The following is a 25,021-nucleotide window of genomic DNA, read 5'->3' as shown; positions in this document are numbered from 1 at the left end:
AGGTGCTCACTTTGCACCGGAATTAGGTGGTCATTTTGAACTGGAATCAGGTGCTCACTTTAAAACGGAATGGGGTGATCAATATAACCGGAATTTGCAATAGCAATCAAACTATCGTTTACGAAATCTTTATTTACTTCTAAACTTTTATTAATTAGTTCCTGCTTTCTTTTAGATAAATCAAAATCCCATTCTCCATTATTTAACAAGGTTTCCCAAAAAAAATTCAATTTTGACCTTTCTACTGAAAATTCAATTTCTTGAATTAATGGAGTAATATCTTTGTCTGGCGGAGTAATAGTTGGGTCAAAATGTTTGTAAATTTTATTTATTAGAGATTGCATTCCGCCCTCTATTGTTATTTTTGACATATTACTCTCTATAAATGCCCAAAAAGCCTCTGTATGGAAAGTTTCTATAATATTATCCTTGTAGTGAGCACAATCATTCCGCCTATCTTTCCAATATTTTATTTGTAATCGTAGATTGTCATTAAGGTTGAAAATTGGGTCTTTAGTGCGTTGTTTTGTTGCTTGGTCAATTTTTTCTCGTTGTTGAGTTGCATCAAATACACTTGCTTCCCATAAGTCTTCATTTTGCAATTTTGCAATTACATTGTTCCAGTGACCTTGTTCAAATAAGTTCGGTTTTGTTCCTCCAATTATTCTTTCCTTCAGTATCGTCAGAAATGCTAAATATGAAAATAATAATGAGGCTCTATTCGCTCCAGCTTTATAGCAAGTAACAGCATCTGTAAATAGTACATTTATATCTTCTGAAAAATTATTATTATCAATCCAATTCTCAATTCGTAGTTTCATTCAAATTATATTTTACACAGGGCTGTTTAAGATACGACAAAATTATACAAATATTTTAAGTGGCAATTTGAATGAATGTGTTGATTATCGAGTTTTTTGTATCTCAATATTTTGCTTTTCCTTGTCTTTTTTCATTTGTGTATATGACCAAATAAAAAGAATACCGATGACAATCAAAGCGTAGGCAATCCATTTACCGATACGTTCTATAAAACGGGTAAATACAGATGCTTCAAAGCTCGAAAATCCCTCTGCACCAACTGCATTACGCCTGTAAAATTTTCTACGGTTTATCCAATAGATACCCCCTATTCCTGTAACGAGAGGAATAATACCTAACACTAATTGAGAAGTAACTGCATCCATACTTATTCAGATTATAAATCAAGTAAATTTAAACAAAAACATCTTATATCGAAAGTCGAAAAGCAAAAAACCGACCTAATTTAGTCGGTTTTGTTTTTTTTAAATCGCTTTTAATCACTACTACTGAACTGAAAGCTCAACTGCTTTTCGTTTCCAAAACTGTCCGAAATCCAAACCTCAATGGATTGTGATACGGAAGAAGCCGAAGTATAATACAACCGGAACTGCTCCACAGGCAACGGGTATAAATCGTTTGGCAGGTACGGCGGTTCGTCATAATACCGCAATGTACCTTGTCCGTCAAATTGGAAATAGCGGAGAAAATATTGCGTGTTGCTGTAATTCCCAGTTCGCTGTATGGTAATGCGTATTTCTACCGTCTGCCCACTGGCAACTTCTTTGGGTATAGGCATTACTTTGACCTCAAAAGGGAAATCGTTTTGTATTTCGAGTTCATCATCTTTGCTACAAGATACCAAAGAAACCGAAGCTGTGAGGATTGCCAGCATTACATATATTGAGCTTAATCGTATTCTGAATTTATTGAATATTGCTATCATTACTTTCTGTTTTTAAAAATTAAATCTTAATCCCACACCTGCTGACGGTCGAAATTGTTCCAAATCCGTACCCCATAAGACCTTTGTACGTCCTTGCAGGACTAACACAAAATGGTCTGACAGGTACGTTTCAAATGTGAGCCGTCCGCCAGCTCCGAAGATTAAATTATCTTCACTCAGTATCTTTGCTCCGTCATACAATAGTGCTTCGCCACGATTAATACTTTCATAACCGACTACGCTTGTTATTCCGAAGTTAAGCGTGATGTTCTTACGGGCATCGCCCAGGAGGAAAAAACTGTAACCGCCCTCGGCAGTATAGGTTTCCTGTGGTATGCGGAGGTCTTTATAATTTTGGTATTGGTGCGTGTATTCCAACGCCCAAAGTTGGTAGTTTCCGTTTTTGCCGTTTAAGGTCATTGCTACATTGATATAATAATCATTACCGATTTTATCATCGGACAATATCCCAACATTTACTTCCAATCCTTTTTGTTTAGGCAACATCCGTTGTGCCTCTGCGAATGTGATGCCAATTAAAACGAGCATCACGGTATAGATATACTTTTTCATATTATTTGCTTTAAAAGGTTATTAAAATTTCAGATGCATATCGTCAATCAAACGAGCTTTAATTAAATCGGAATTTTCTATCTGGAGCGTTTGATGCCTGCCACCGTTTTTCTCGAAAATCTCAATCAATAATACCTTATCATCGGCAATGGTAAATTGGTCTAACAGAAATACGTTTTGGTCAGTGGTTTTTCCACTAATTCTGTCCAATGGTTTGTAAGTCCTAAGTGGTATGAGCGGGCGTTCCTGTACTACGGTGCGTTTGGCTACTTTCTTATCCACTACTTTGAAATTGACAAAGTCAATCTCGAAAGGCACATTGGTACGGTTGCTTACTTCCGTGTGGAAATAGTATTTGCCGTTGTGTATGTAAATCCCTTTGAGCATAAACTGAATACCGAAACTTTTAGCTCCGATATGCTTTACAATACGTTTATTGTTCTTGTAAATGGTTTCCAAAAGCAATCCTGCCAATGAAGGAGAATTATTGCCCAATTCTTCAAAAAGAATATCGTTTCCGTTGGCTTTATCCACTTCCTTTTGCATTGTCAGCAGGTTATAGCTCAAGGCTTCGGGACAGGAACTGTAATGCACATTGAAGCTGTAAAAACGTCCGTCATTGGTAATCACAGAAAAATTGGTTTCCTCTGAAAAATCCCTTACTGATGCTTTTACACGCAATACATTTTCTGCATCTTCCGCTTTTCCTGCAATCAGGTATTCGCTTCCCAAATCCACATAGCGGATAGCGGTTGGAAAAATCAGATGCGAAGTCTTGTCATAAGTAACTTCCATACAGTACGGTTCTATCTTGCCTAAAGCAAGAGGCGTTTTTGCATTTGCACTGTCCTGTGCGAAAGAGGTTACGGCATAGCCGATGGTCAGGGCAGATGCCCAGAATGTTCTAAAAAGATTTTTCATTGTTTTATTTATTTGAGTTCAACATTATTGTTTGGATACAAGGAAGACCTGATGACCTGCCTTTAGGGTAACTTTCGGTGTCTTCACTTTTTTAGAGAAATAGCCCGAGATGCCCTGTACTACACCACGGGTCAAATCAGAGGCAACCTGTTGTCCTGCTGATTGGGTAAGCATCAGGCTCGTCCCGGATTGCTGGCTCATATTACCTGCCATTTCAGTAAGGGCATTCATTTCTGGCGAATAAGGAACGTACAATCCTGGCTGACCGTCCAGATCATAAATTGTAATATCAACTGGGAATATGTTTCCGTCCAGTTCTATGGAAGCAACTTTGAGTTGTAAACGTCCTCCCTCAAGTTTGGCATTAGCCGTTATAATCGTTCCTTCCGGAATGGTACACATAGACGTTTGGGCAGGCTCTAACAATCGTAGTCTTACTCCCGTTTCGCCGATAACTGTTTGTGCCTCGTGTACACAGGCTTTGATGCTGTTTTTCGGTTGTACCGCTTTCTTAATAGAACCAGCAGTGTAGAATCCTCGGTTTCTTGTTTCGCTCCAATTGGCGGAAAAAACACTGTCGGTAGGCTCACGGTACAATGCTGATATGGTGTTTTTCTTTGTGGGCGTAAACGCTACAAAATGTTCTTTTTGAGTTGAACCTTTCGTAGCTGTACCTGCAATTTTAACAGGTGGAGCTTCTGTCGAATTTGTATCCGTTGGCAGATACTTTGCCACCATCTGATAGGATTTCTCCATTAGGGCAAGCTGGTCATCAACGGTTACAGATTTAGGCACCTCTTTTTCAGCCAGCTTTTCTTTCAGCTCGTCCAATTGCTTACGGAGTTCTGTTGTTTCCGAGTTGTTATCCTGATAAAATGAACCTAATGTGCTTTGTGCATTGCGGTAACTGCTTAATGCAGGATTGCCGTTTCTTCCCGAACTTCTGCCACCGCCATAGCTGCTGCTTTCTTCTTCTTCAGGAAGTTGTTCATCAATCGGTTTTTCTTTTTCTTCGGTATTCCAATAGTCAGAAAGTGTAGATAAAGCATTACGCTTTTCCTGCTCTTTGCGTTCGAGCATTTCCTGCTCATACGCCTTGCCTTTGTCGGCAGGCATTCCTGCTCCGGTAGCCTCTGGTACTGCATCATTCAATCCGATATTTTCAATTTCCTTTTTGTCGGAAGATGGTTTAAATATCAGGTACATACAGCCGAGAAACACGATACCCATTAAAACGAATATCAGTGGCTTTTTGAGTTTTTCGGCTTTGTTCTGTGTACCGTCTTGCAATACATCAGTGGTTTCATTCGGACTACCTTCTGTTACCCGAACTACCGTTTTTTTTGTTTCATTCTCTTTCATAAATCTTATTTTTTAGAATTGTTAATACTGTGTCCTGCAATCTTGCAGGACTTTCATTTTGTTTGAGGACAGGATTTTCGATATGTTTGATGACCATATCGTTACTTGTCTTTGAGGTATCGTACCATACTTTGAAAATGACACCTACGGTAAGCAACAGATACCCCACAAAAAAATAAAACGTGTATTGGTGCTGTTTTCGCAAGGACAATGCCCGCCAACGTTCATCCAGTTTATCAAAGTACTTGTCCATATTTTTCCTTATTTTTTTCATATCGTTAGCTTTTAACGTTCAATGACTTCTATATCCTTATTTTCAATCACCGCAAACTTTTCAATATTGAAGCCCTGCGGGTTGTTGTCCGAACGAACAGAGTTCACGAGATAGCAGGAAGTAATCAGGTTACGTCTGGTTACATTGCTTGAACGGATGATGAATTGTTTGGCATAGGTTCGTACTGCATAAGGATAGGTGTCGAAATTGCATACCACACTATCGACCTCGATGCGTTGCTGAACATTACCAGAAATAATTCTGTTGTAATAACCCTTTTCCGACAAGTCTTTGTAATAGTCAAAAGCACTTTTATCGGCAAGGTTGAATGCCCTGCTCATATTACTTTCGATAGCATTCTTGTCGGGAGCAAGCGTAAAGAAAAGCTCGTGAAAACGTCTTACGTGTTCCCTTGCTTCCACAGGTCGGTTGATGCTTGCATCTTGCGATAAAGCAAGCATCAACGATTTTCCATTATCCAGCACATAGATTTTTTGGCGTTGTTCGTCTGCAAAGCTGTACGATTTCCATATTGAAAATCCTGCCACGCTTAGGCAGAGTGTGGCAAATAAAATGGCATACAGCCGTATCTGCCTAAAACTGTTTTCGATATTTCTGAGTGTTTTAAATTCCATTTTTAAATGATTTGATTGTTTTTATTTTCCCATTAATTTGCCACCGATATTTCCAACTGTCGAACCAGCTCCAGCTCCAGCGATATTGCCTGATTTCATTGCCGTTTGGTTTACGTTACGGGTAAAGTTTCCTGCACCGCCTGCCTGAATTATCCAGCCTGTTACGGTCGGGATAGTGAAATAACCCACGATACCGATAATCATAAAGATGATGTACACAGTATTGGATGTGTCGGGGATATAGGTTGGGTCGGCAAGCATTTTTATATCTCTTTCAACAATGAGGGATTGTATTTTGGCAAGCATACAGCTGAACAGGTCTGCCACGGGCAACCATAGGTAAACGCTGATGTATCGTGTTAGCCATTGTGTGAGTGTAGCCTGAAAACCATCCCACACGCTTATCGCAAAAGCTATTGGTCCGAGTATGGACAGAACAATTAGAAAGAACGTCCGTATGGTATCAATAACCAAAGCTGATGCCTGAAATAATACCTCTAATAGATTGCGAAACCAATTCTTTACAGTCTGTTCCATACTGTACATACCACGTTCCATATACATTCCAGACATTGTTACCAAATCAGAGGGCGACCAGCCCAATTCTTCGAGCTTTTTGTCAAATTCTTCATCAGAAGCGAGATAAGCCGTCTCGGGATTTCGTAACATCGCTTCCCTTTCCAACAGGTCTTTTTTAGCCTGTAAATCGTTGAGGTCAAGCACCTGATTTTCGAGGATTGTGTGTGTGCCTTGTACTACTGGACTTAACACGGCATTGATTGTTCCCAATACCATAGTTGGAAAAAACATAATGCAAATCCCCAAAGCAAACGGACGGAGCAAAGGATACACATCAATGGGTTCAGCTCTGCTCAAAGCCTGCCATACTTTTATGGCGACATAGAACAAAGCTCCCAAACCTGCTACTCCTTTAGCCACTGCCGCCATATCGGCAGACAGTGGAAGCATCTCATCATATAATGAGCGTAGGACTTCGTGAAGATTTTGAAATTCCATAACTACCAGTATTTTTGGTTGGAAGTCCCATAGAGGTCAAGCACTCTTTTGGTATTGTTCTGTTTTTTTGCTCTCAAAAAGCTCACGGAGATATTCTTATTGGTATAGTAGCGTACCAAACTGTGGTATTCTTTTACTTCTTTGTACACTCTATCAATAATATCCATACGCTCTTTGTCGTTCAGCGAAAGGCTTGAAGAGCTTACAATCTGTTTGAGTTCTTTCAGCAATTCGGTACTTTCATTCAATAGTGCCGAATAGCCATTGGCGATAGCTACTAATTCCTGTGCAGAAAAGTTTGGGTCGTTCATCATCTTACCGAAATTCTGTACATATATTTCGGATACGTCGCCTACAAGCAGTACGGTCTGCTGTACCTTACGGGCATCTTTTACGAGATTATTTACAGCTTGTAGCTTGTCGTAATACTCCTTGCCCTGCTTATATACCTTTTCCACTTCCTTGAAATTTTTAATAACATTCGATACCGTGGAGGAAGTTTGTATAATTTCATTGGCACTATTAAGAATACCTGAAGCCAGGTTGGTAGGGTCTGTAACAACCCATTGGGCTTTGACTGACGGTGATACAGCAAGCATTAGTGCAGTACATACCATAAAAAGAATTTTTTTACTCACATTCATCTTTATTTGATTTTTGTGTTCGTGACCCGAGCCTGTAAGGCGAACGGATGAAATAATCTTTGATTTCATTTTCTTGAATTTTAAAATGTTAATGACTATTGATTTTCTTTGTCCCGCCTTTCCATTGCGATATGTTTAATGGCGAGTTCTACGTTGCCGTCCAATTCAGAAGCTAATTGCATCACTTCCAGTTTTTCGGTTTCTTCGGTGGTGTATGCGAGATATTCCTCCAAACTAACTTCGGTGGCATAAACTGCCGAGTGCGTACCACCTAAACCTATCCAAACCTCTTTGTAGAGTCGGCTTGCATCGTTGTTCATATTGATAGAAAGTACCTGCGCTTTTTCCTTATCCGTAAGCCCCAACATTGCCTGTATGTCATCGAATTTGTTCATATACTTGCGTTGGTCAAGCAAAATTTTGCAGTCGGAATTATTGATGATACTTTCTTTGACAATGGGCGACTGAATAATATCATCCACCTCCTGCGTTACGACAATCGCTTCACCAAAATATTTTCTGACGGTTTTAAATAAATATTTTATGTATTCTGCCATACCTTCTTTAGCAATCGCTTTCCACGCTTCCTCAATCAGTATGAGTTTACGGATACCTTTTAATCTTCTCATCTTGTTAATGAAGACTTCCATAATGATGATGGTCACGATGGGAAAAAGGATTTTGTGGTCTTTAATCGCATCAATCTCAAACACGATAAAACGTTTGGAAAGCAGGTCTAACTGCTTATCGGAGTTCAACAGATAATCATACTCACCACCTTTGTAATAAGGTTCCAATACATTAAGGAAATTGGCTATGTCAAAGTCTTTTTCACGAACTTGTTTTTCTTCCAATACCTTGCGGTAATCTCCTTTTACATATTCATAAAAACCATTGAAGGAAGGAAATTCGCTGTGCTGTTTAATACGGTCGATGTAACCGCTTACGGCATTAGACAACGCCACTTCTTCTGAGCGAGTTGGCGGTTCATCATCACGTTTCCAGAGTGTCAGTATCAAAGTCTTGACACTTTCACGCTTCTCAATATCAAACACGCCATCATCGGTATAGAAAGGGTTAAAGGCAATCGGGTTGTCTTCTGTATAAGTGAAGTAAACGCCGTCTTCGCCTTTGGTTTTTCCCTTGATGAGTTCACATAATCCCTGATAACTATTACCTGTATCCACCAACAGCACGTGTGCACCCTGCTCGTAATACTGCCTAACCATATGGTTTGTGAAGAAAGATTTTCCCGAACCTGACGGACCAAGTATGAACTTGTTGCGGTTCGTGATAATCCCACGTTTCATAGGTAAATCCGATATATCCAAATGGATAGGCTTTCCGGTCAGGCGGTCAGCCATTTTGATGCCGAATGGCGAAGGCGAATTGTGGTAGTTGGTTTCTTCGGTGAAGAAACACAATGCAGGCTCTATAAAAGTGTAAAAACTTTCCTCACTCGGAAAATCGCCAGCATTGCCCGGCATTCCTGCCCAATACAAAGTGGCTACATCCGTAGTGTTGTGTCTGGGCTTACATTCCATTAGTGCCAATGCACTACCACAATCGTTCTTCAACTGTTTCAGTTCTGTCGGATCTTCCGACCACGCCATAATGTTGAAGTGTGCCCTTATGGAAGAAAGACCGAACGAATGTGCTTCGTTCAGGTATTTTTCTATCCACTCTTTATTGATTTGGTTTGCCCGACTGTACCGAGCCAAAGAGTGCATATTCCTTGCGGACTTCTCAAACTTTTGGAGATTAGTTTCACTGTTATCCAAGAATAAATATTGGTTGTAAATGTGGTTACAGCTTAACAGCAATCCAACAGGTGAAGCGAACGACAAACGGCAGTCGCTCCGGTCGGTAGATAGTTTTTCAAAACGGGTATCAGCCGATACCGTTCCTGGCAAATCGTCTGTATCGGACAAGGTGTGCAGGCTCAACCTTTTGTTTCCGATGCGGACTTCTTCACTTCCTAAAGCGATGTCCTGCATCGGTGTTCCTGCTTCCCTCGACAATGTAAGGTATTGTTCTAGTAATCCCTGTTTATCGTCCGTTCCGATGATTTCATCTTCCGTCAATCGTTTCAGGCTTACAAATCCGCTATCGTTCACGATACGTTCAAACTGTGCAACGGCTTCCATAAAACGGTGTATCGTTTCCTTGTTCCTGATTTCCTTTGGTATCAGCGTACCTTTGCAAAGCGAACTAAAGTTGCTTTGCATCCGCATTCTTTCCTTAGTGGTCTTGGTCAGGAACAGGTAACAATAATGGTTTAGAAACGGTCGCTCATTAAAATGGCGTTGGTAGGATTTAGCCAAAAAACTTTGGTCTTCCTTTGCCAAATCGGGGGCATAGTTTTCCTTGATGTACCAATCCTGTTTGTGAACAACCGTAAAATCGGGCAAAGTTTTGATAGCCTTGTGCCAAGCGGAATGAATGGCTTCATATTCCGCAGAAGCTACCGTAAACAGTTCCGGTAAACGAACTTCAAAGCAGGCGGTAATGTCTGCATCTTTAGAAAGGATGCAGTTGTTTTCTACTGCCAACAAAGGAAATTTGTTTTCCAGCGTTGTTGTCTTTGATACGTTTCTCATAGAGCATTCGATTTTGGAGTGAATTTTAAATAGCGGTTTACAGGCTTGCGACAAATGATGTATCGGGGATGTTTTTTTCCTGCCCCGATTTTCATTAGTCCGTGTTCACCGTACTTTTTGTTCAGTGAAAAGGTCTGCCATACAATCAGCGATGCACCGCCCGCCCCGATGAATAGGCAGACGTAAGAGTTTACGCCAGCCATATACAGTATCATCACGAGAATTAGCGTACCAAGCAGTCCACCTGCGAAAATGAACAGGTATTGTGCTTTCAGTCCTTTAAATTCCACCGTTCTTCCTATGCCTTTGTTGATATTGTAATTCATAAGGCAAAAGATTAAAGGAAGAATGAACGCAGAACAGTCGCCGCAACGATCAAGAAGATACACGCACCGAACCACGATGCCGCTGTTTTGCTCGTATCGGGGTCGCCCGAACTGAATTTATTGTACACCTTAACACCTCCGATTAACCCGACCACCGCACCGATGGCGTAAATTAATTGGGTTGCGGGTTCGAAATAGGACGTTACCATTTGGGTAGCCTCGTTGATGCCAGCCGTGCCGTTTCCTTGTGCGAATGCACCAATTCCTGACAGCATAGCCACGGCTGTCAACAAAACTTTTTTTCTTTGTTTTTCCATAATTGAAACACATTAATTTGTTACTCTTTTTCCGCACTTTGCGGACTTTCGGGACAAAGGTGTTTCAGAAATTGAGGTGGGATAAGAAAGTGGCAGTAAGAGGAATTGTTTGGCTGTGGATGGCATTTTACTTTAGGATTATAATAATCACTAAAATTCAGCAACCAAATATTTGTATATCGAAAATCGCAATATGCAATATAAGGGATTTAAAAAATTTGCTTATTCTATATTTTATAATTAATATTGCATATCGCAATATGAAATATTAGAATGACACAAGCAAAAAACAATCTTAAACCGCAAGACATTGTAATTCTGTTAAAAATAATTGCACTAGGTGAAAAATCTTGGTTTCACCATACTATTGCTCAGGAATTAGGGATGAGTCAATCGGAAGTAAGCCAGTCTTTAAATCGTTCCAAATATGCAGGACTAATTGATGATGCCAGAAAAAAAGTGAACAAAATTGCTTTTAACGAATTTTTAATTCATGGTGTAGGTTATGCTTTTCCGCAACAACCAGGAGCATTAGTTAGAGGAATGCTAACAGCTCATTCAGCAGAGCCTTTAAATAAAATAATTCAAGCAACTGATAAATATGTTTGGCCTTATGCAAAAGGATTAGACCGTGGTCAAGCAATAGAACCTTTATACCCTACGCTCGTAGCAGCTTCATTAAAAGACAACGATTTATACGAATTGTTAACTTTAGTTGATGCTATTAGAGTGGGAAGAGTAAGAGAAAAAGAAATGGCAAAAAGAGAATTAGAAAAAAGAATACTGCATGTATAATAAAATAATCAATCTAGCATTAGTTGCTCAAGTAGCGAAAGGTTTAAAGGAATTAAATGAAAAGATGGTCTTCATTGGAGGAGCAGTAATTAGTTTATATACTGATGATCCAGCTGCTGAAGAAATTCGTCCAACTTCTGACATAGACATGACCATTAATTTAGCGAATTATTATGAATGGACACGAATGCAAGAACGATTAGCTGAACTTAATTTTTATCCAGATCCTCAAGGACAATCCATATGTTCGTATCAGTTTGAAAATATCGCCATAGACATTATGCCTGCTGACGATAGTAGCATTGGTATATCCAATAAATGGTACAAACCTGGATTCAAACACCTGCAACAAATAGAATTGCCCGAAGGAATTAAGATCAACGTATTACCATCCCCTTATTTTCTGGCTACCAAATTAGAAGCATTTAAAGACCGAGGACAAAATGACTTTTACGGAAGCCACGACTACGAAGACATCATTTATTTGATTGACAATAGAACAACAATAGTCGAAGAAATCCTCGCAAGCGAAGAGGATTTGAAACAATACATAAAGCAAGAACTTACAACTATTAAAAACCATCCACAAGCAAACGAAATTTTAGCCATGCACATCCATCCGTTAATTAGAGAGGAACGATTTCAAATGTTAATGGAGAAAATAGAAATAATTACACGTTGAAAGTTAATAAAGAATACTTAAAAATAAAGATTTACAAAAATAAAAATAATGACAAGTATAATACAAAGAGCTGAATTACAAGCTAAAATTTGGAAAATTGCCAATGAAGTAAGAGGATCGGTTGATGGATGGGATTTCAAGCACTTTGTCTTGGGAGCACTTTTCTATAGATTTATTAGCGAAAATTTCACAAAATATATAGAAGGTGGAGATGATAGCGTTGACTATCTAAATTTATTAGACGAGGTAATAACACCAGAAATAAAAGATGATGCAATAAAATCAAAAGGATATTTTATCTATCCTAGCCAACTTTTTGTAAATATTGCTAAAACTGCCAATACAAATCCAAACCTGAATACAGATTTAAAAGCCATTTTTGTATCAATTGAAAGTTCCGCAAATGGGTATCCATCGGAAGAAGATATAAAAGGATTATTCGCCGATTTTGACACCACTAGTTCAAGATTAGGTAATACCGTTGAAAGTAAAAACAGCCGTTTAGCTTCTGTTTTGAAAGGTGTTGAGGAATTAAATTTTGGTAATTTTGAAGACAACGAAATAGACCTTTTTGGTGATGCCTATGAATTTCTTATTGGCAATTATGCAGCCAATGCAGGAAAATCTGGTGGTGAGTTTTTTACACCCGTGCATGTGTCAAAGCTAATTGCACAATTGGCAATGCACAAACAAGAAAAAGTGAATAAAATTTATGATCCTGCGGCAGGTTCTGGCTCTTTACTGCTTCAAGCCAAAAAACACTTCGATGCGCATATCATTGAGGAAGGATTTTTTGGTCAAGAAATAAACCATACCACCTATAATTTGGCACGTATGAACATGTTTTTACATAACATCAATTACGACAAGTTTAATATAGCTTTAGGAGATACGCTTCATCATCCTCACTTTATTGATGACAAACCTTTTGATGCCATTGTTTCAAATCCGCCTTATTCGGTAAAATGGGTTGGAGATGATGATCCAACACTTATAAATGATGACCGTTTTGCACCTGCTGGTGTACTAGCTCCTAAATCAAAAGCAGATTTTGCATTTGTCCTTCATGCTCTTAGTTATCTTTCCAGTAAAGGACGTGCAGCCTTAGTTTGTTTTCCAGGTATTTTTTATCGTGGTGGTGCCGAACAAAAAATTAGAAAGTACTTAGTGGATAATAACTTTGTAGAAACCATAATCTCAGTAGCACCCAATTTGTTTTATGGAACTTCTATAGCGGTAACAATTCTGGTACTTTCAAAACATAAGACAGATAATACAACGCAATTTATTGATGCAAGTGGCGAAGATTTCTTCAAGAAGGTGACCAACAACAATATGATGACCGATGCACATATTGAAAAAATAATGGAGTTATTTGATAGTAAAGTTGATGTAGAACATGTTGCAAAATCTATTGACAATACTAAAATTGCTGAAAACGATTATAATTTATCTGTAAGTTCCTATGTAGAACCGAAAAACAACCAAGAGAAAACTAACATAGCTGAATTGAACGCAGCAGTTACCAAAACAGTAATAAAAATAGATAAACTCCGTGCAGATATTAATGCCATTATAAACGAAATTGAAGCATGAGTTATTTAGAAAAATTATTAAACGGTGTTACCGTGGAATGGAAACCTTTGGGGGATGTGTCTAAAATCCAAAGAGGTGCTTCGCCGCGTCCTATATCAAAGTTTATTACTGATAATCAAAATGGTGTTCCTTGGATAAAAATAGGCGACACTCTGCCTAATTCAAAATATGTTAGTCAAACTAAACAAAAAATAACACACGAAGGAGCCGAAAAATCAAGAATATTAAAAAAAGGTGATTTAATTATGTCTAATTCGATGAGTTTTGGACGACCTTATATACTTAATATTGATGGAGCAATTCATGATGGCTGGGCATCAATTAGTAATTTTGAAGATGAACTGAACACTGATTACATATTTCATTATCTTTCATCTGATATTGTTCAAAATTATTGGTTAACAAAGATAAATAGTAGTTCTGTAAGTAACTTAAATGCGGATATTATAAAAGCTTTACTTATCCCTATTCCGTGCCCAAATAATCCAAAAAAATCATTAGAAATTCAACAAAAAATAGTTGCAATTCTCGATTCTTTTACAGAGCTTACAGCAGAGCTTACAGCAGAGCTTACAGCACGAAAAATGCAATATAGTTATTATATAGAGAAATTGTACTACTTTGATAAAAATAAAGTACAACATTTACCAATGGATGATGAAAGTATTGGAGTGTTTCAAAGGGGTAAACGCTTTGTAAAAACTGATTTAATTTCAGAAGGAGTTCCCGTTATTCATTATGGCGAGATGTACACACATTATGGAACTTGGGCAGATAAAACGAAATCCTTTTTGAGTGAAGAACTAGTTAAAAATAAAAATCTACGAGTTGCCAATAAAGGTGATGTTGTCATAGTAGCAGCAGGTGAAACTATCGAAGATATCGGCATGGGAACGGCTTGGTTAGGTGACGAAGGTGTAGTAGTTCACGATGCTTGTTTTTCTTATAAAACGACATTAAACCCAAAGTTTGTTGCTTATTTTACACGCACCAAACAATTCCATGATCAAATTAAAAAACACATTTCGTCCGGTAAAATTTCTGCTATTAATGCAAAAGGTTTAGGTAAAGCAATAATTCCAGTTCCTTCCAAAGAAGAACAGGAACGAATAGTAGCCATTTTAGACAAATTTGACATTTTAACTAATTCTATAAGCGAAGGCTTACCAAAAGAAATAGCGTTAAGAAAAAAACAATATGAGTATTACAGAGATTTGTTGTTAACATTCCCAAAAGATAATTTAGAATAATAATATGGCACAGTCATTAACTGAAATAGCACAAACTCTTAAAGATGCCAATAAAAAAGTACAGTTGATTTACGCTTTCAATGGCACCGGGAAAACACGGTTGTCACGTGAATTTAGACTTTTAGTTGCTCCTAAAGATGTTGAAGAGGAAGAGGAATTAGAAGAAGAAGAAACTGGAATTAAAGTGCTTTATTATAATGCGTTCACAGAAGACCTATTCTACTGGGATAATGACTTGGATGCTGATTTAAATAGAAAACTTACAATTCGACCAAATGGTTTCACAAATTTAGCACTCAATTTTCTTAAAGAACAAGGTCAAGATGGTAACATAGTTTCCAATTTTCAGCATTATACTAGTCCATTTATAACACCAAAATTCAGTGAAGACTTTTCAGAAGTTACCTTTTCTATGGAGCGTGGAGGTGACGACAGTCTTGAAAATATAAAAATATCAAAGGGAGAAGAAAGTAATTTTATTTGGTGTGTATTTTATAGTTTATTGGAAGAAGTTATTGGAATATTGAATATTCCTGAACCAGAGGAGCGTAGTACACCAGCTTTTAATAATTTAGAATATATCTTTATTGATGACCCGGTTAGCTCTTTAGATGATGCGCATTTGATTGAATTGGCTGTAAATATTGCTAAACAAATTAAGTCCAGTACGTCGGAATTGAAGTTCATCATAACTACACACAATCCACTTTTCTATAATGTTTTATACAATGAATTTAATAGAGTAAAAAAAACTATGAAGTGGCGTTTAGAAAAAATGGATGATGGTACTTTTTCAATAGATGAGCAATTGAGTGACTCTCCATTCTCGTATCATCTGTTTCTATTGTCAGAACTAGAAAAAGCCATACAACCACCAGTTAATATCCAAAAATATCATTTTAATTTTCTTCGTAACATACTAGAAAAGACATCCACTTTTCTAGGTTACAATAAATGGGAAGAGCTTTTGCCACAAGATTCACGCCAAGCATATTATGATCGTATACTTAATCTTTCTAGCCATTCAAAACATCATGGTGAAGAAATTTCAATTGTTGATGAAAATGATAAGAGAGTTCTTGGCTTCTTAGTGCAAGAAATAAAAAGAATGTACAGTTTTAAATCAACTATTATCCCAATTGTAACAGAAAATGACACAGTATAAAACCATAGCAGAATCGAACAATTTTATTGTTTTAGACGCATACACAAAATATTTAGAGGTAAATGAAACTCCAGCTGTTTACCAAACAGAGACCGCTCTTGAGAAAGAATTTATTCAAGATTTAATCAATCAAGGGTATGAAAATCCTAATCTGACTACTATTGAATCCATGTTGGCAAATGTAAGAGTACAATTGCAAGCGCTTAACAACATGGAGTTTTCTGATAGTGAATGGTCTCGTTTTTTGGAGGAATATTTAGATAAGCCAAGTGATAATTTGGTCGAAAAAACAAGAAAAATTCATGACAATTACATCTACGATTTTGTTTTTGATGACGGACATATTCAAAACATTTACTTAGTTGACAAAAAAAATGTTGCTCGTAATAAGGTTCAGGTCATCTCACAATTTCAACAAAAAGGAACCCATTCCAATCGCTATGATGTTACCATTTTAGTCAACGGCTTACCATTGGTACAGGTAGAAATTAAAAAACGAGGCGTTGCTATTCGTGAAGCTTTTAATCAATTACATCGTTATTCCAAAGAGAGTTTTAATAGCAGCAACTCGCTATATAAATACTTACAGATTTTTGTTATCACAAATGGTACTGATAGCCGTTATTTTGCTAACACCGTGGAGCGAAATAAAAACAGTTTTGACTTTACGATGAACTGGGCAAAAGCCGATAATACATTGATTAAAGATCTTAAAGATTTTACAACAACCTTTTTTCAAAAAAACACTTTATTAAATGTGTTGCTCACCTATTCGGTTTTTGATACAAGTGATACATTGCTTATCATGCGACCTTATCAAATTGCAGCAACAGAGAGAATGTTATGGAAAATTTCAAGTTCATACCAAGCCAAAAAGTGGTCGAAAGTCGAAAGTGGTGGTTATATTTGGCACACCACAGGTTCGGGTAAAACATTGACCAGTTTTAAAGCGGCTCGCTTAGCTACTGATTTAGAATTCATTGACAAAGTTTTCTTTGTAGTAGATCGTAAAGATTTGGACTTTCAAACTATGAAAGAATACCAAAGATTTTCGCCAGATAGCGTAAACGGTTCCGACAGTACCGCAGGTTTGAAGAGAAATATTGAAAAAGAGGACAATAAGATAATTGTCACAACCATTCAGAAGCTAAACCATCTAATGAAAAGCGAGAATGATTTAGCTATTTATCAAAAGCAAGTGGTATTCATTTTTGATGAAGCTCACCGTTCTCAATTTGGTGAGGCCCAAAAGAATCTGAACAAAAAATTTAAAAAGTTCTATCAATTTGGTTTTACAGGTACTCCAATCTTTCCTGAAAATGCTTTAGGTGCAGAAACAACAGCAAGTGTATTTGGTCGCGAATTGCATTCATATGTAATTACTGACGCCATTAGGGATGAAAAAGTGCTGAAATTCAAAGTAGATTATAATAATGTACGTCCTAAGTTTAAGGGTATCGAAACAGAACAAGACGAGAAAAAGTTAAGTGCAGCAGAAAATAAAAAATCATTTTTGCATCCTGGTCGAATTAAGGAAATATCTCAATACATTCTAAAGAATTTCAGAATAAAAACACACAGAAATCAAGGTGGAAATAAAGGTTTTAACGCCATGTTTGCAGTAAGTAGTGTGGATGCTGCTAAATGTTATTATGAGGAATTAAACAACCAGCAAAAAGACAATGAAAAGCCTTTAAGAATTGCAACAATATTCTCCTATGCTGCAAACGAAGAACAGAGTGCCATTGGTGAAATAGTAGATGAAAACTTTGAACCTTCTGCAATGGATAGTAGTGCTAAAGAATTTTTAACTGAAGCAATAAAAGACTATAATGCAATGTTCAAAACTAGTTTTGGAGTCGAAAGTAAAGAGTTCCAAAACTACTATCGTGACCTAGCAAAACGTGTAAAGAATAAAGAAATTGACCTTATCATTGTAGTGGGTATGTTCCTTACTGGATTTGATGCTCCAACACTTAATACCTTATTTGTAGATAAGAACTTGCGTTATCATGGTTTAATGCAAGCTTTTTCTCGTACCAACCGTATCTATGATGCTACAAAAACCTTTGGAAATATTATTACTTTTAGAGATTTAGAAACAGCTACTGTTAATGCCATAACTTTATTTGGAGACAAAAACACTAAAAATGTAGTACTAGAAAAGAGCTATAAAGAATTTTTAGAAGGCTTTACAGATATTACCACAGGAGAAGCACGCAGAGGTTTTGTAGATGTCGTACAGGAGCTAAATGAAAAGTTCTCGAATCCCGATGAAATAGTAACAGAAAAGGATAAAAAAGAGTTCTCAAAACTATTTGGAGAGTACTTGCGAGTTGAAAACATCCTACAGAATTACGATGAGTTTACCAATCTTAAAGCACTTCAAACAATAGATATAAACGACACTGAAGCTCTTGAAGCATTTAAAGAAACTTACTTTGTAACAGACGAAGACATAGCAATAATGCAAGAGATAAACTTGTTGCCAGAACGAACAATTCAAGATTATCGCTCTACCTATAATGATATACGTGATTGGTTAAGACGTGAAAAAAACGGCAAAGAATCAGAAGAATCAAATATTGATTGGGATGATGTTGTCTTTGAAATAGACCTGCTTAAATCTCAAGAAATAAACCTTGATTATATTCTTGAATTGATTTTTGAGCATAATAAAAAGAACAAAGATAAAGCCATTTTGATTGAAGAAGTTCGTAGGGTTATTCGAGCGAGTATAGGTAACAGAGCAAAAGAGAGTTTAGTTGTAGATTTTATAAATGAAACAGACCTTGAAACCATTCAAGATAAAGCGAATGTTTTAGATTCATTTTACTCATATGCGCAAGGCAAACTGAAAACAGAAGTTTCAGAATTGATTGCAGACGAAAATTTAAATGAGGAAGAAGCAAAACGATACATCGCAGCATCTTTAAAGCGTGAATTTGCTAATGAAAACGGAACGGAACTCAATGCTATTTTACCTAAAATGAGTCCTTTAAATCCACAATATTTGAGTAAAAAACAGAGTGTTTTTCAAAAAATCGCATCATTTGTTGAGAAGTTTAAAGGTGTTGGTGGCCAAATATAAAAAACTTCATTGTACTTTTAAAATCTGGATAAAACAAGCATTCTATCAAGCATTTTGGATTCCTCTAGAATTTAATATTGATAGAATGTTTACAGTTACACTTAGAAGGCTATTTGATTTTGAAAGATGGGTAGAACCAAAAAATGATATTAGGTAGTTCACACAAACTCCCCAATATCAAACCCTTCCAAATAATTTTTCCGCAAAGTGAAAGAACTAGCTTCCGTTTCAGTGGAAAGGCAACTGCGCAATAGCTTAGCTATTTATTTAGCATATTCGATTAAATTCTGCGACCTTTTCTTTTATTTACTGTACTTTCTTCTGGCATTAGACTTATGGACGGTTTTTGCTCCGCTTTTACCTCTTGTCTATTGTTATGCTTTACAGTTTCCGCAAGTCGGGTCTGATGCCACGGTATTACTTTGGCTTCAAAATGCAGATGTATTCCCTCTTTTTTAAGATAATCCGAACTATTTAAGTTTCCTGACTTATTTTGCCAAATTGGGTCAAGGGTACGTTTGCTGGGTATTTGTACAACAATAAGGTCTTCGGGAATTTCCTTGACATTCAGGCTCACTTCCTGAAAGGTATGTGTCCTTTGGTTGTAAGGAATGGTAAAGGTGCTGTCTTTGTGCGAATAATAATACTTGAGTTCGGAAAAGATGATACCTCGTGACCAAATATCATCTTTAGGATGTAATTTGTCATTAAACAAGTCAATATAAAAGGTGTGTCCTGCAATATCTATCGTTGGTATAATCCCTTTATAGGCAATTTTATCAAACGTATCTTGATTAACCATTAGTTTGAAATCGTCCATTTCCGCTATTTTATTTTCGGAAATGTTATGTTTTTTTGCCATTCCTATTGGGTCAAGCTTTACGAAATCGGGTATCTCTACCAATTTTGCTCCCTGCTCGGCGTATGTTGTCAAGCTCTTATTATTCGGACTGTACCAAAATTTATAACCTTGTATTGCTTTCTCATCGATATCCGATATAGAAATTACATTTTTTAGGTTGTCTTTTTCCCGAATTTCCAACTGATTGACATCTACGATAAATTCCGTTCCGTGTATTTTATATGTTGGAAGTTCCCTCTCGGTATCGGTGGGTATTCTGTACAAGTTGTCCTTTGGCTCATTGACGATATATTCTTCTTTTGGCTGTAGCTGTTCTACAACATTACGCTTTATATGTTCTATCAAATTGGTATCTACCCACGGCAGAATACGGGCTTCAAAGTGCATTTGCTTTACGTCTTGATTAATAAAACTATTGTCGTACTTTTTATTCCATCCGACTATATCCAGTTCATACTGATTGGGGAACTGTACGATAATAACATCTTTAGGCAGTTCGGTCATTGCAGAAACATCGTCCTGCTGAAATTCGTGTGTAGTAGGATTATAGGGAATGACATACGCCCGTCTATCACGGTCATAGTAGTCTTTTATTTCAGTAAAGTTTATTCCTTTGGATTTAAAGTCGTCCTTTGGTCGCAGTTTGTCCATTTGTAAATCCACATAGAATGTATGACCTGCAATATCAAGCGTAGGGAGTACGCCTTTTTTCAAACGCAAGTCAAGCAAACTTCCTGGTTCTATGTTGATAGTCTGCAATTCTCTTTCCATAGTTTCTTATTTATAAATGATAAAGAAGTCTATACAAACGCTCCAATATCAAAATCTCCCAAATCATTATTCCGCAAAGTGGAAGAACCGGCTTCAGTTTCAGATGAAAGTGTGCTATCCAAAAGCTCGGCAATTTTTCGGGAAGCACCCTCAATGGAATTTTCCAGTAGGCTGAATAATTCAGTACCCTGTAATCTTTGAACTATCGCAATCGCCGTTTGCTTTTGGGCTTGTTCCAAATTTTCTTTTTGGAGTAACGCTCCCACGGAGCTTAGTTCGTCATAGGTAACCCCTTGGGCAAGACTGTCATCGCCACCGGATATTCCATACCTGTTCCATTCTTCTTCCTCTTCCTCCAAATCAGGTATATTTCTGAAAACTTCGTCCAGCTCTTCCTGCGGAATTTGAATACCTACGTTTTCATTTTCGTCGTATTCAATGTCTAAATTATCAGGGTTTATCTCTTGTTCCTCTATTTGGCTTTTATTGGCAGTGTTTGGCACTGAAAGGCGTTCAACAGGTTTTGGTTGTCCCATAATATCAGGCAGATTTGGATTGATTTTTTCCTGTTTCGATTTTTGCCCCCACCTGTCATTAATGACAATCTTATCCTGCAAAAGCAGGACAATAACTATCAGCAGGCATATCACAATTACTATTTCCATAATCAAATATTTTAAAAAATGGGTTTAAATTTTTCATTAAAATCATCGGTAATTGCTTTCTCAAATAGTTCAAAATGATGTTCCAGAATATTGTCAAGATAGGCATACATCGGTATCTCATCTTTCCCTATAACCTGTACGATGCGGGATAACCGTTCGTGATATTCCTGCCTGATGTAAATACTTTTATCTCCACGCTTCGTCATTGAGTGGGTTCTCAAAAAATGGACACCATAACTTCCGTCAAGGCTTTTCTTTGTTCGGTTCTTTTCCCTTTGTGCAGGTTTGCTTCGTAGTAATTCTTCCTCCTTGTTATCTACTTTTTCTGGCTCTTCGATTGCTTCAGGCGGGAGATGTATTCCTTCTTTTTTAACGCCATCAACCATCAGGTTCATCATCAATTCTTCGTTAATGTCCGGAGTAACTTTTCTTTTATTATCTTTCTCCATAAGGCTATAATTGAATGATTTTTAGTAATTCTTCTATAAACAGGTCTAACTGACATGCTTTCATCAAGCGTTCATCGGGAGGCATTACGGTAGAACGGAAAACGGTTCTGCTGTCCATTTCACTTTCTTTGCGAAAACGTGTGCTGTTCTTGACTTGGCTTTGCATTAGACTTAACCCTAATTGTTCAATCAGCTGATTGTACACTCCATATAAAGGTGTGCTTTCCCTGCCATCTACCTGATTCCAGAAAAGGTTAATGGTTTCTATGGAAGTTTCCCCCTTTTTCATAATCACATCCTGCAAAAGCTGTGTGAAGATGAGCGTACTTTCCATTACTAGACGGTCTGCCGTGATGGGCGTAAAAATGTGATTCATTCCAGCTAATGCTTTCAGAATGCCAGGCGTGTTCACGGTTCCGGGCAGGTCAAAGAATACAACATCAAGAGGAACTGAAGAAGCATTTACAAATTCGTGAGCCGATTGCAATACGTTATCCGCTTTGTATTGCATAATTGGGTAGGCTTTTTTATTGATAGTGGTAAATTGTTTGTACGCCAGCTTTTTCAAAGCCTCATTTTCCATAACCATTGCCAAATCCCTTGTCTTCATTTTCATAAGACTGTGTTGTGGAAAATCAGCATCAAATACGGCTACATTATAGCCCAAACGATAATGCATTGTACTGGCAACAAGCGTTGTAAATGTACTTTTGCCAACACCTCCTTTTTGAGATGAAAATGCAATAAACAGAGGTTTCTTTTTTGTATTCATATTTTTAAAATTTAAAGTTTATATATTCCTGCTTTAGTCTTGAAGACTATCAGGCAGGCTATGCTGATTTCGTTCTATCTTTCTTGCAGGATAGCCATCAAATTTGCCTGCCGGAATTTCTGATTGCCTGCATTTTTGCAATACAGCAGTACTGTATTCATTCCCGTATCTTATCAGGCAGGATTGCCGTCTTTCGTATGTTCCGTCAATCTAGAGAGCAAGATATTTTGATAGCAAGCTGTCACGCTTTCTGAGATTCCTGAATTCCTGAATTCCTGAATTCTTGCATTCTTGCATTCTTGCAATCAGGAAAGCCGAATTATCTGCTATCTTGGATGTACTCAATCCGTTCGTCCTGAAGTACGGGCTGACTGTCTTCCTGCCGACATTCAAAGGCAAAGAACTAATCATTTTCATTTCATTTTATAGGTGTGGTAGTCTTTGGCATTCAAAGGCAGTGTTTGGCACTGCTGTACTATGTAATCCTTTTGTAAACAGGGCTTTACTTTGTGAAGTGATTTTTATTAACGGATTTATGCAAAAGCCTCTTGGCAAAATGGACTCTAAGCAGAACGGCATCGAGCCGTTTTCCCTGTTACATTTAATCCGTCCCGCAGGGCGGATTTTTGTGTTCAACAGAACACGGCAAGTTGTGTTTTGAGGCACTCGAAACCGAGTTCGTGCCTCAAAACAACTTGCCCTGCTGGGAGCTGAAAAAACCACTCCGAAGTCGAGGTTTTGTGTGAATTAAAAATGGATTAGTGATGAACGAGAACAGTAACAAAAAACAGAATAAGGGCGGACGGAAACCAAAAACCGACCCAAGCATACACCGTCATGTTTTCCGTCTTACAGACGAAGAAAACGCCAAACTTTTATCGCTTTTTGAAGCATCGGGAATGCCCAATAAAGCAAAATTCATCATTTCCCAGCTGTTTAATAAGGAAATGAAATCGATTAAAATTGATAAAGGAACGGTTGATTTTTATATGCGATTGACCTCGTTTCACAGTCAATTTCGCTCCATAGGCGTGAATTATAATCAGATTGTGAAGCTATTGTACCGTCATTTTTCCGAGAAAAAAGCCGTAGCGTTTCTCTACAAATTGGAAAAACAGACAGCAGAAATGGCGGTATTATGCCAAAAAATCATTCAGATAACCGAAGAATTTGAAGCAAAACATCTGAAAAACCAGCCTTAGAAATGATAGCAAAAATCGGAAGAAGTGGAAATTTATACGGAGCATTGGCATACAATCAGCTCAAAGTAGAGAATGAAAACGGAAAAATTTTGTTTGCTAATAAAATGATTGAAACCGCTAATGGTCATTATTCTGTTGCACAATTAGCCCAATCTTTTGCCCCTTATCTGATAGCCAATCGCAATACCGAGAAACATACCTTGCATATTTCGCTCAATCCCGATCCAAAAGATATGGTAAGTGATGACAGGTTCAGGGAAATGGCGGAAGAATACATGCGGGAAATGGGTTACGGAGAACAGCCTTTTGTGGTATTCAAACACACGGATATTGACCGCAATCATATCCATATTGTATCGGTTTGCGTGGATGAAGAGGGCAAAAAGATTTCAGATAAATTCGAGAAAATGAGGTCTATGAATGTATGCCGTGAACTTGAAAGGAAACACGAATTAATATCCGCAGTGAATAAAGAACATAAGCCAAACGACAAAATTTTCCGTCCGATAGATTATCGTGCAGGCGATGTGAAAAGTCAGATAGCTTCAGTAGTCCGCCACCTGCCTAACTATTATCAATATCAAACTTTGGGAGAATACAACGCTTTGCTTTCGCTGTTCAATATTACTACAGAAAAAGTGGAGGGCGAATTGCAGGGAAAGATGCAACGGGGTTTATTGTACATCCCTTTGACTGAAAAAGGAGAAAGAGCTGGACATCCGTTCAAGGCTTCGCTTTTCGGAAAGAACGCTGGGCTTCCGGCTTTGGAATTGCATTTTGAGAAAAGTAGAACTGCCTTGAAAAATCACCCAAGCCAAAAAACGTTGCAATCAGCCGTTAGTATTGCACTGAAATCAACAAATGATGAGCAGGCTTTTAAAAAACAGTTAGCCGAACAGGGCATTAACGTAGTGGTGCGTAGAAATGACACAGGGCGTATTTACGGAATAACTTTTATAGACCATAATTCTAAAGCCGTTTGGAATGGTTCACGCTTGGATAAGGAACTTTCTGCTAATACCTTTAATGATTATTGGAACAATAATATCAAACCAGAAATAAAAGAGTCTGTTGAACTACAATCGAAAATATCAAGACCAAATAATCCAGATCTTCCTACGGAAGAACCACATCATTTGTTCGATTTCCTGAGTACTACTGAAAAACACGAAGACGGTTTGATTGAGGCATTAGGAGGTTTATTGCCCGAAACACAGGGCGAAGATTACGAGGAGCAGGATTTTTCTAATAAGATGAAGAAGAAAAGAAAAAGAAGAACAGGTCATTAAAGATAAAATCGTAACT

Annotated in this window: 25 protein-coding genes; 8 read left to right on the top strand and 17 right to left on the bottom strand. The window is 37.6% G+C overall.

Going from position 1 to position 25,021, the window contains the following annotated elements:
- Positions 1–59: 59 nt before the first annotated feature.
- From FLACHUCJ7_RS01615 to FLACHUCJ7_RS01555, 13 genes are all read right to left on the bottom strand, one after another.
- A complete protein-coding gene (locus tag FLACHUCJ7_RS01615) occupies positions 60–821 on the bottom strand; it encodes a hypothetical protein (protein ID WP_180907685.1) in 762 nt (253 codons plus the stop codon).
- Between the two features lie 84 nt (positions 822–905).
- Entirely contained in the window at positions 906–1,187 is a 282-nt protein-coding gene (locus FLACHUCJ7_RS01610; RefSeq protein ID WP_180907684.1) for a molybdenum ABC transporter permease, read from the bottom strand.
- 110 nt (positions 1,188–1,297) lie between these two features.
- On the bottom strand, positions 1,298–1,747 hold the full coding sequence (locus FLACHUCJ7_RS01605; protein ID WP_180907683.1) for a DUF3872 domain-containing protein: 450 nt from the start codon (positions 1,745–1,747) through the stop codon (positions 1,298–1,300).
- A 12-nt stretch (positions 1,748–1,759) separates the two neighbouring features.
- Positions 1,760–2,320, bottom strand: a complete 561-nt coding sequence (locus FLACHUCJ7_RS01600; RefSeq protein WP_180907682.1) for a conjugal transfer protein TraO — start codon at positions 2,318–2,320, stop codon at positions 1,760–1,762.
- 21 nt (positions 2,321–2,341) lie between these two features.
- Complete coding sequence (gene traN, locus FLACHUCJ7_RS01595; RefSeq protein WP_180907681.1) at positions 2,342–3,241, bottom strand: conjugative transposon protein TraN; 900 nt, start codon at positions 3,239–3,241, stop codon at positions 2,342–2,344.
- Between the two features lie 24 nt (positions 3,242–3,265).
- Positions 3,266–4,603 (bottom strand): conjugative transposon protein TraM, encoded by a 1,338-nt coding sequence (traM, locus tag FLACHUCJ7_RS01590; protein WP_180907680.1) that lies wholly within the window; start codon positions 4,601–4,603, stop codon positions 3,266–3,268.
- Complete coding sequence (locus FLACHUCJ7_RS01585; protein WP_180907679.1) at positions 4,590–4,877, bottom strand: nitrogen regulatory IIA protein; 288 nt, start codon at positions 4,875–4,877, stop codon at positions 4,590–4,592. The genes traM and FLACHUCJ7_RS01585 overlap by 14 nt, the downstream gene beginning before the upstream one ends.
- Positions 4,878–4,888: 11 nt before the next feature.
- A complete protein-coding gene (traK, locus tag FLACHUCJ7_RS01580) occupies positions 4,889–5,512 on the bottom strand; it encodes a conjugative transposon protein TraK (RefSeq protein ID WP_180907678.1) in 624 nt (207 codons plus the stop codon).
- A gap of 21 nt (positions 5,513–5,533) precedes the next feature.
- Complete coding sequence (traJ, locus tag FLACHUCJ7_RS01575) at positions 5,534–6,529, bottom strand: conjugative transposon protein TraJ (RefSeq protein WP_180907677.1); 996 nt, start codon at positions 6,527–6,529, stop codon at positions 5,534–5,536.
- Positions 6,530–6,531: 2 nt separating this feature from the next.
- Positions 6,532–7,146 carry a DUF4141 domain-containing protein gene (locus tag FLACHUCJ7_RS01570; RefSeq protein ID WP_180907688.1) on the bottom strand — a complete coding sequence of 205 codons (615 nt, stop codon included), beginning with the start codon at positions 7,144–7,146 and terminating at the stop codon, positions 6,532–6,534.
- Positions 7,147–7,268: 122 nt separating this feature from the next.
- Positions 7,269–9,773: a TraG family conjugative transposon ATPase gene (locus tag FLACHUCJ7_RS01565; RefSeq protein ID WP_180907676.1), complete on the bottom strand. Its 2,505-nt coding sequence runs from the start codon at positions 9,771–9,773 to the stop codon at positions 7,269–7,271.
- Positions 9,770–10,099: a DUF4133 domain-containing protein gene (locus FLACHUCJ7_RS01560; RefSeq protein ID WP_180907675.1), complete on the bottom strand. Its 330-nt coding sequence runs from the start codon at positions 10,097–10,099 to the stop codon at positions 9,770–9,772. Before FLACHUCJ7_RS01560 ends, FLACHUCJ7_RS01565 begins: the two co-directional genes overlap by 4 nt.
- 11 nt (positions 10,100–10,110) lie before the next feature.
- Positions 10,111–10,416, bottom strand: coding sequence for a DUF4134 domain-containing protein (locus tag FLACHUCJ7_RS01555; protein WP_180907674.1), 306 nt, complete (start codon positions 10,414–10,416; stop codon positions 10,111–10,113).
- 273 nt (positions 10,417–10,689) lie between these two features.
- Here FLACHUCJ7_RS01555 and FLACHUCJ7_RS01550 point away from each other — a divergent pair, with 273 nt between their 5' ends.
- Genes FLACHUCJ7_RS01550 through FLACHUCJ7_RS01525 form a run of 6 tightly spaced genes read left to right on the top strand, consistent with a single transcriptional unit; the run spans position 10,690 to position 18,995 of the window.
- Complete coding sequence (locus FLACHUCJ7_RS01550) at positions 10,690–11,211, top strand: hypothetical protein (protein ID WP_180907673.1); 522 nt, start codon at positions 10,690–10,692, stop codon at positions 11,209–11,211.
- A complete protein-coding gene (locus tag FLACHUCJ7_RS01545; RefSeq protein WP_078225673.1) occupies positions 11,204–11,893 on the top strand; it encodes a nucleotidyl transferase AbiEii/AbiGii toxin family protein in 690 nt (229 codons plus the stop codon). Before FLACHUCJ7_RS01550 ends, FLACHUCJ7_RS01545 begins: the two co-directional genes overlap by 8 nt.
- 48 nt (positions 11,894–11,941) lie before the next feature.
- Entirely contained in the window at positions 11,942–13,489 is a 1,548-nt protein-coding gene (locus FLACHUCJ7_RS01540) for a type I restriction-modification system subunit M (protein ID WP_180907671.1), read from the top strand.
- Positions 13,486–14,739 (top strand): restriction endonuclease subunit S, encoded by a 1,254-nt coding sequence (locus FLACHUCJ7_RS01535; protein ID WP_180907670.1) that lies wholly within the window; start codon positions 13,486–13,488, stop codon positions 14,737–14,739. The genes FLACHUCJ7_RS01540 and FLACHUCJ7_RS01535 overlap by 4 nt, the downstream gene beginning before the upstream one ends.
- A 4-nt stretch (positions 14,740–14,743) precedes the next feature.
- On the top strand, positions 14,744–15,904 hold the full coding sequence (locus FLACHUCJ7_RS01530; protein ID WP_180907669.1) for an AAA family ATPase: 1,161 nt from the start codon (positions 14,744–14,746) through the stop codon (positions 15,902–15,904).
- Positions 15,891–18,995: a type I restriction endonuclease subunit R gene (locus FLACHUCJ7_RS01525; protein WP_180907668.1), complete on the top strand. Its 3,105-nt coding sequence runs from the start codon at positions 15,891–15,893 to the stop codon at positions 18,993–18,995. Before FLACHUCJ7_RS01530 ends, FLACHUCJ7_RS01525 begins: the two co-directional genes overlap by 14 nt.
- 280 nt (positions 18,996–19,275) lie before the next feature.
- Here FLACHUCJ7_RS01525 and FLACHUCJ7_RS01520 read toward each other — a convergent pair whose 3' ends face one another.
- From FLACHUCJ7_RS01520 to FLACHUCJ7_RS01505, 4 genes are read right to left on the bottom strand one after another with little or no spacing between them, the layout of a single operon-like run.
- Positions 19,276–20,628, bottom strand: a complete 1,353-nt coding sequence (locus FLACHUCJ7_RS01520; RefSeq protein ID WP_180907667.1) for a hypothetical protein — start codon at positions 20,626–20,628, stop codon at positions 19,276–19,278.
- Positions 20,629–20,657: 29 nt separating this feature from the next.
- On the bottom strand, positions 20,658–21,293 hold the full coding sequence (locus FLACHUCJ7_RS01515) for a conjugal transfer protein TraD (protein WP_180907666.1): 636 nt from the start codon (positions 21,291–21,293) through the stop codon (positions 20,658–20,660).
- A gap of 11 nt (positions 21,294–21,304) precedes the next feature.
- Positions 21,305–21,742 (bottom strand): DUF3408 domain-containing protein, encoded by a 438-nt coding sequence (locus FLACHUCJ7_RS01510; protein ID WP_180907665.1) that lies wholly within the window; start codon positions 21,740–21,742, stop codon positions 21,305–21,307.
- A 4-nt stretch (positions 21,743–21,746) separates the two neighbouring features.
- On the bottom strand, positions 21,747–22,514 hold the full coding sequence (locus tag FLACHUCJ7_RS01505) for a ParA family protein (protein WP_180907664.1): 768 nt from the start codon (positions 22,512–22,514) through the stop codon (positions 21,747–21,749).
- A 764-nt stretch (positions 22,515–23,278) separates the two neighbouring features.
- Between FLACHUCJ7_RS01505 and mobA the strand changes: the two genes are divergently transcribed.
- Both mobA and mobB read left to right on the top strand, forming a co-directional pair.
- A complete protein-coding gene (gene mobA, locus FLACHUCJ7_RS01500; RefSeq protein ID WP_180907663.1) occupies positions 23,279–23,716 on the top strand; it encodes a conjugal transfer protein MobA in 438 nt (145 codons plus the stop codon).
- 2 nt (positions 23,717–23,718) lie between these two features.
- A complete protein-coding gene (mobB, locus tag FLACHUCJ7_RS01495) occupies positions 23,719–25,005 on the top strand; it encodes a conjugal transfer protein MobB (protein WP_180907662.1) in 1,287 nt (428 codons plus the stop codon).
- Positions 25,006–25,021: the final 16 nt, after the last annotated feature.

This window comes from Flavobacterium salmonis (assembly GCF_903819435.1).
Lineage (GTDB): Bacteria > Bacteroidota > Bacteroidia > Flavobacteriales > Flavobacteriaceae > Flavobacterium > Flavobacterium chungangense.
The sequence above is the reverse complement of the archived record's forward strand: the minus strand, read 5'-3'. Positions and strand labels throughout refer to the sequence as shown.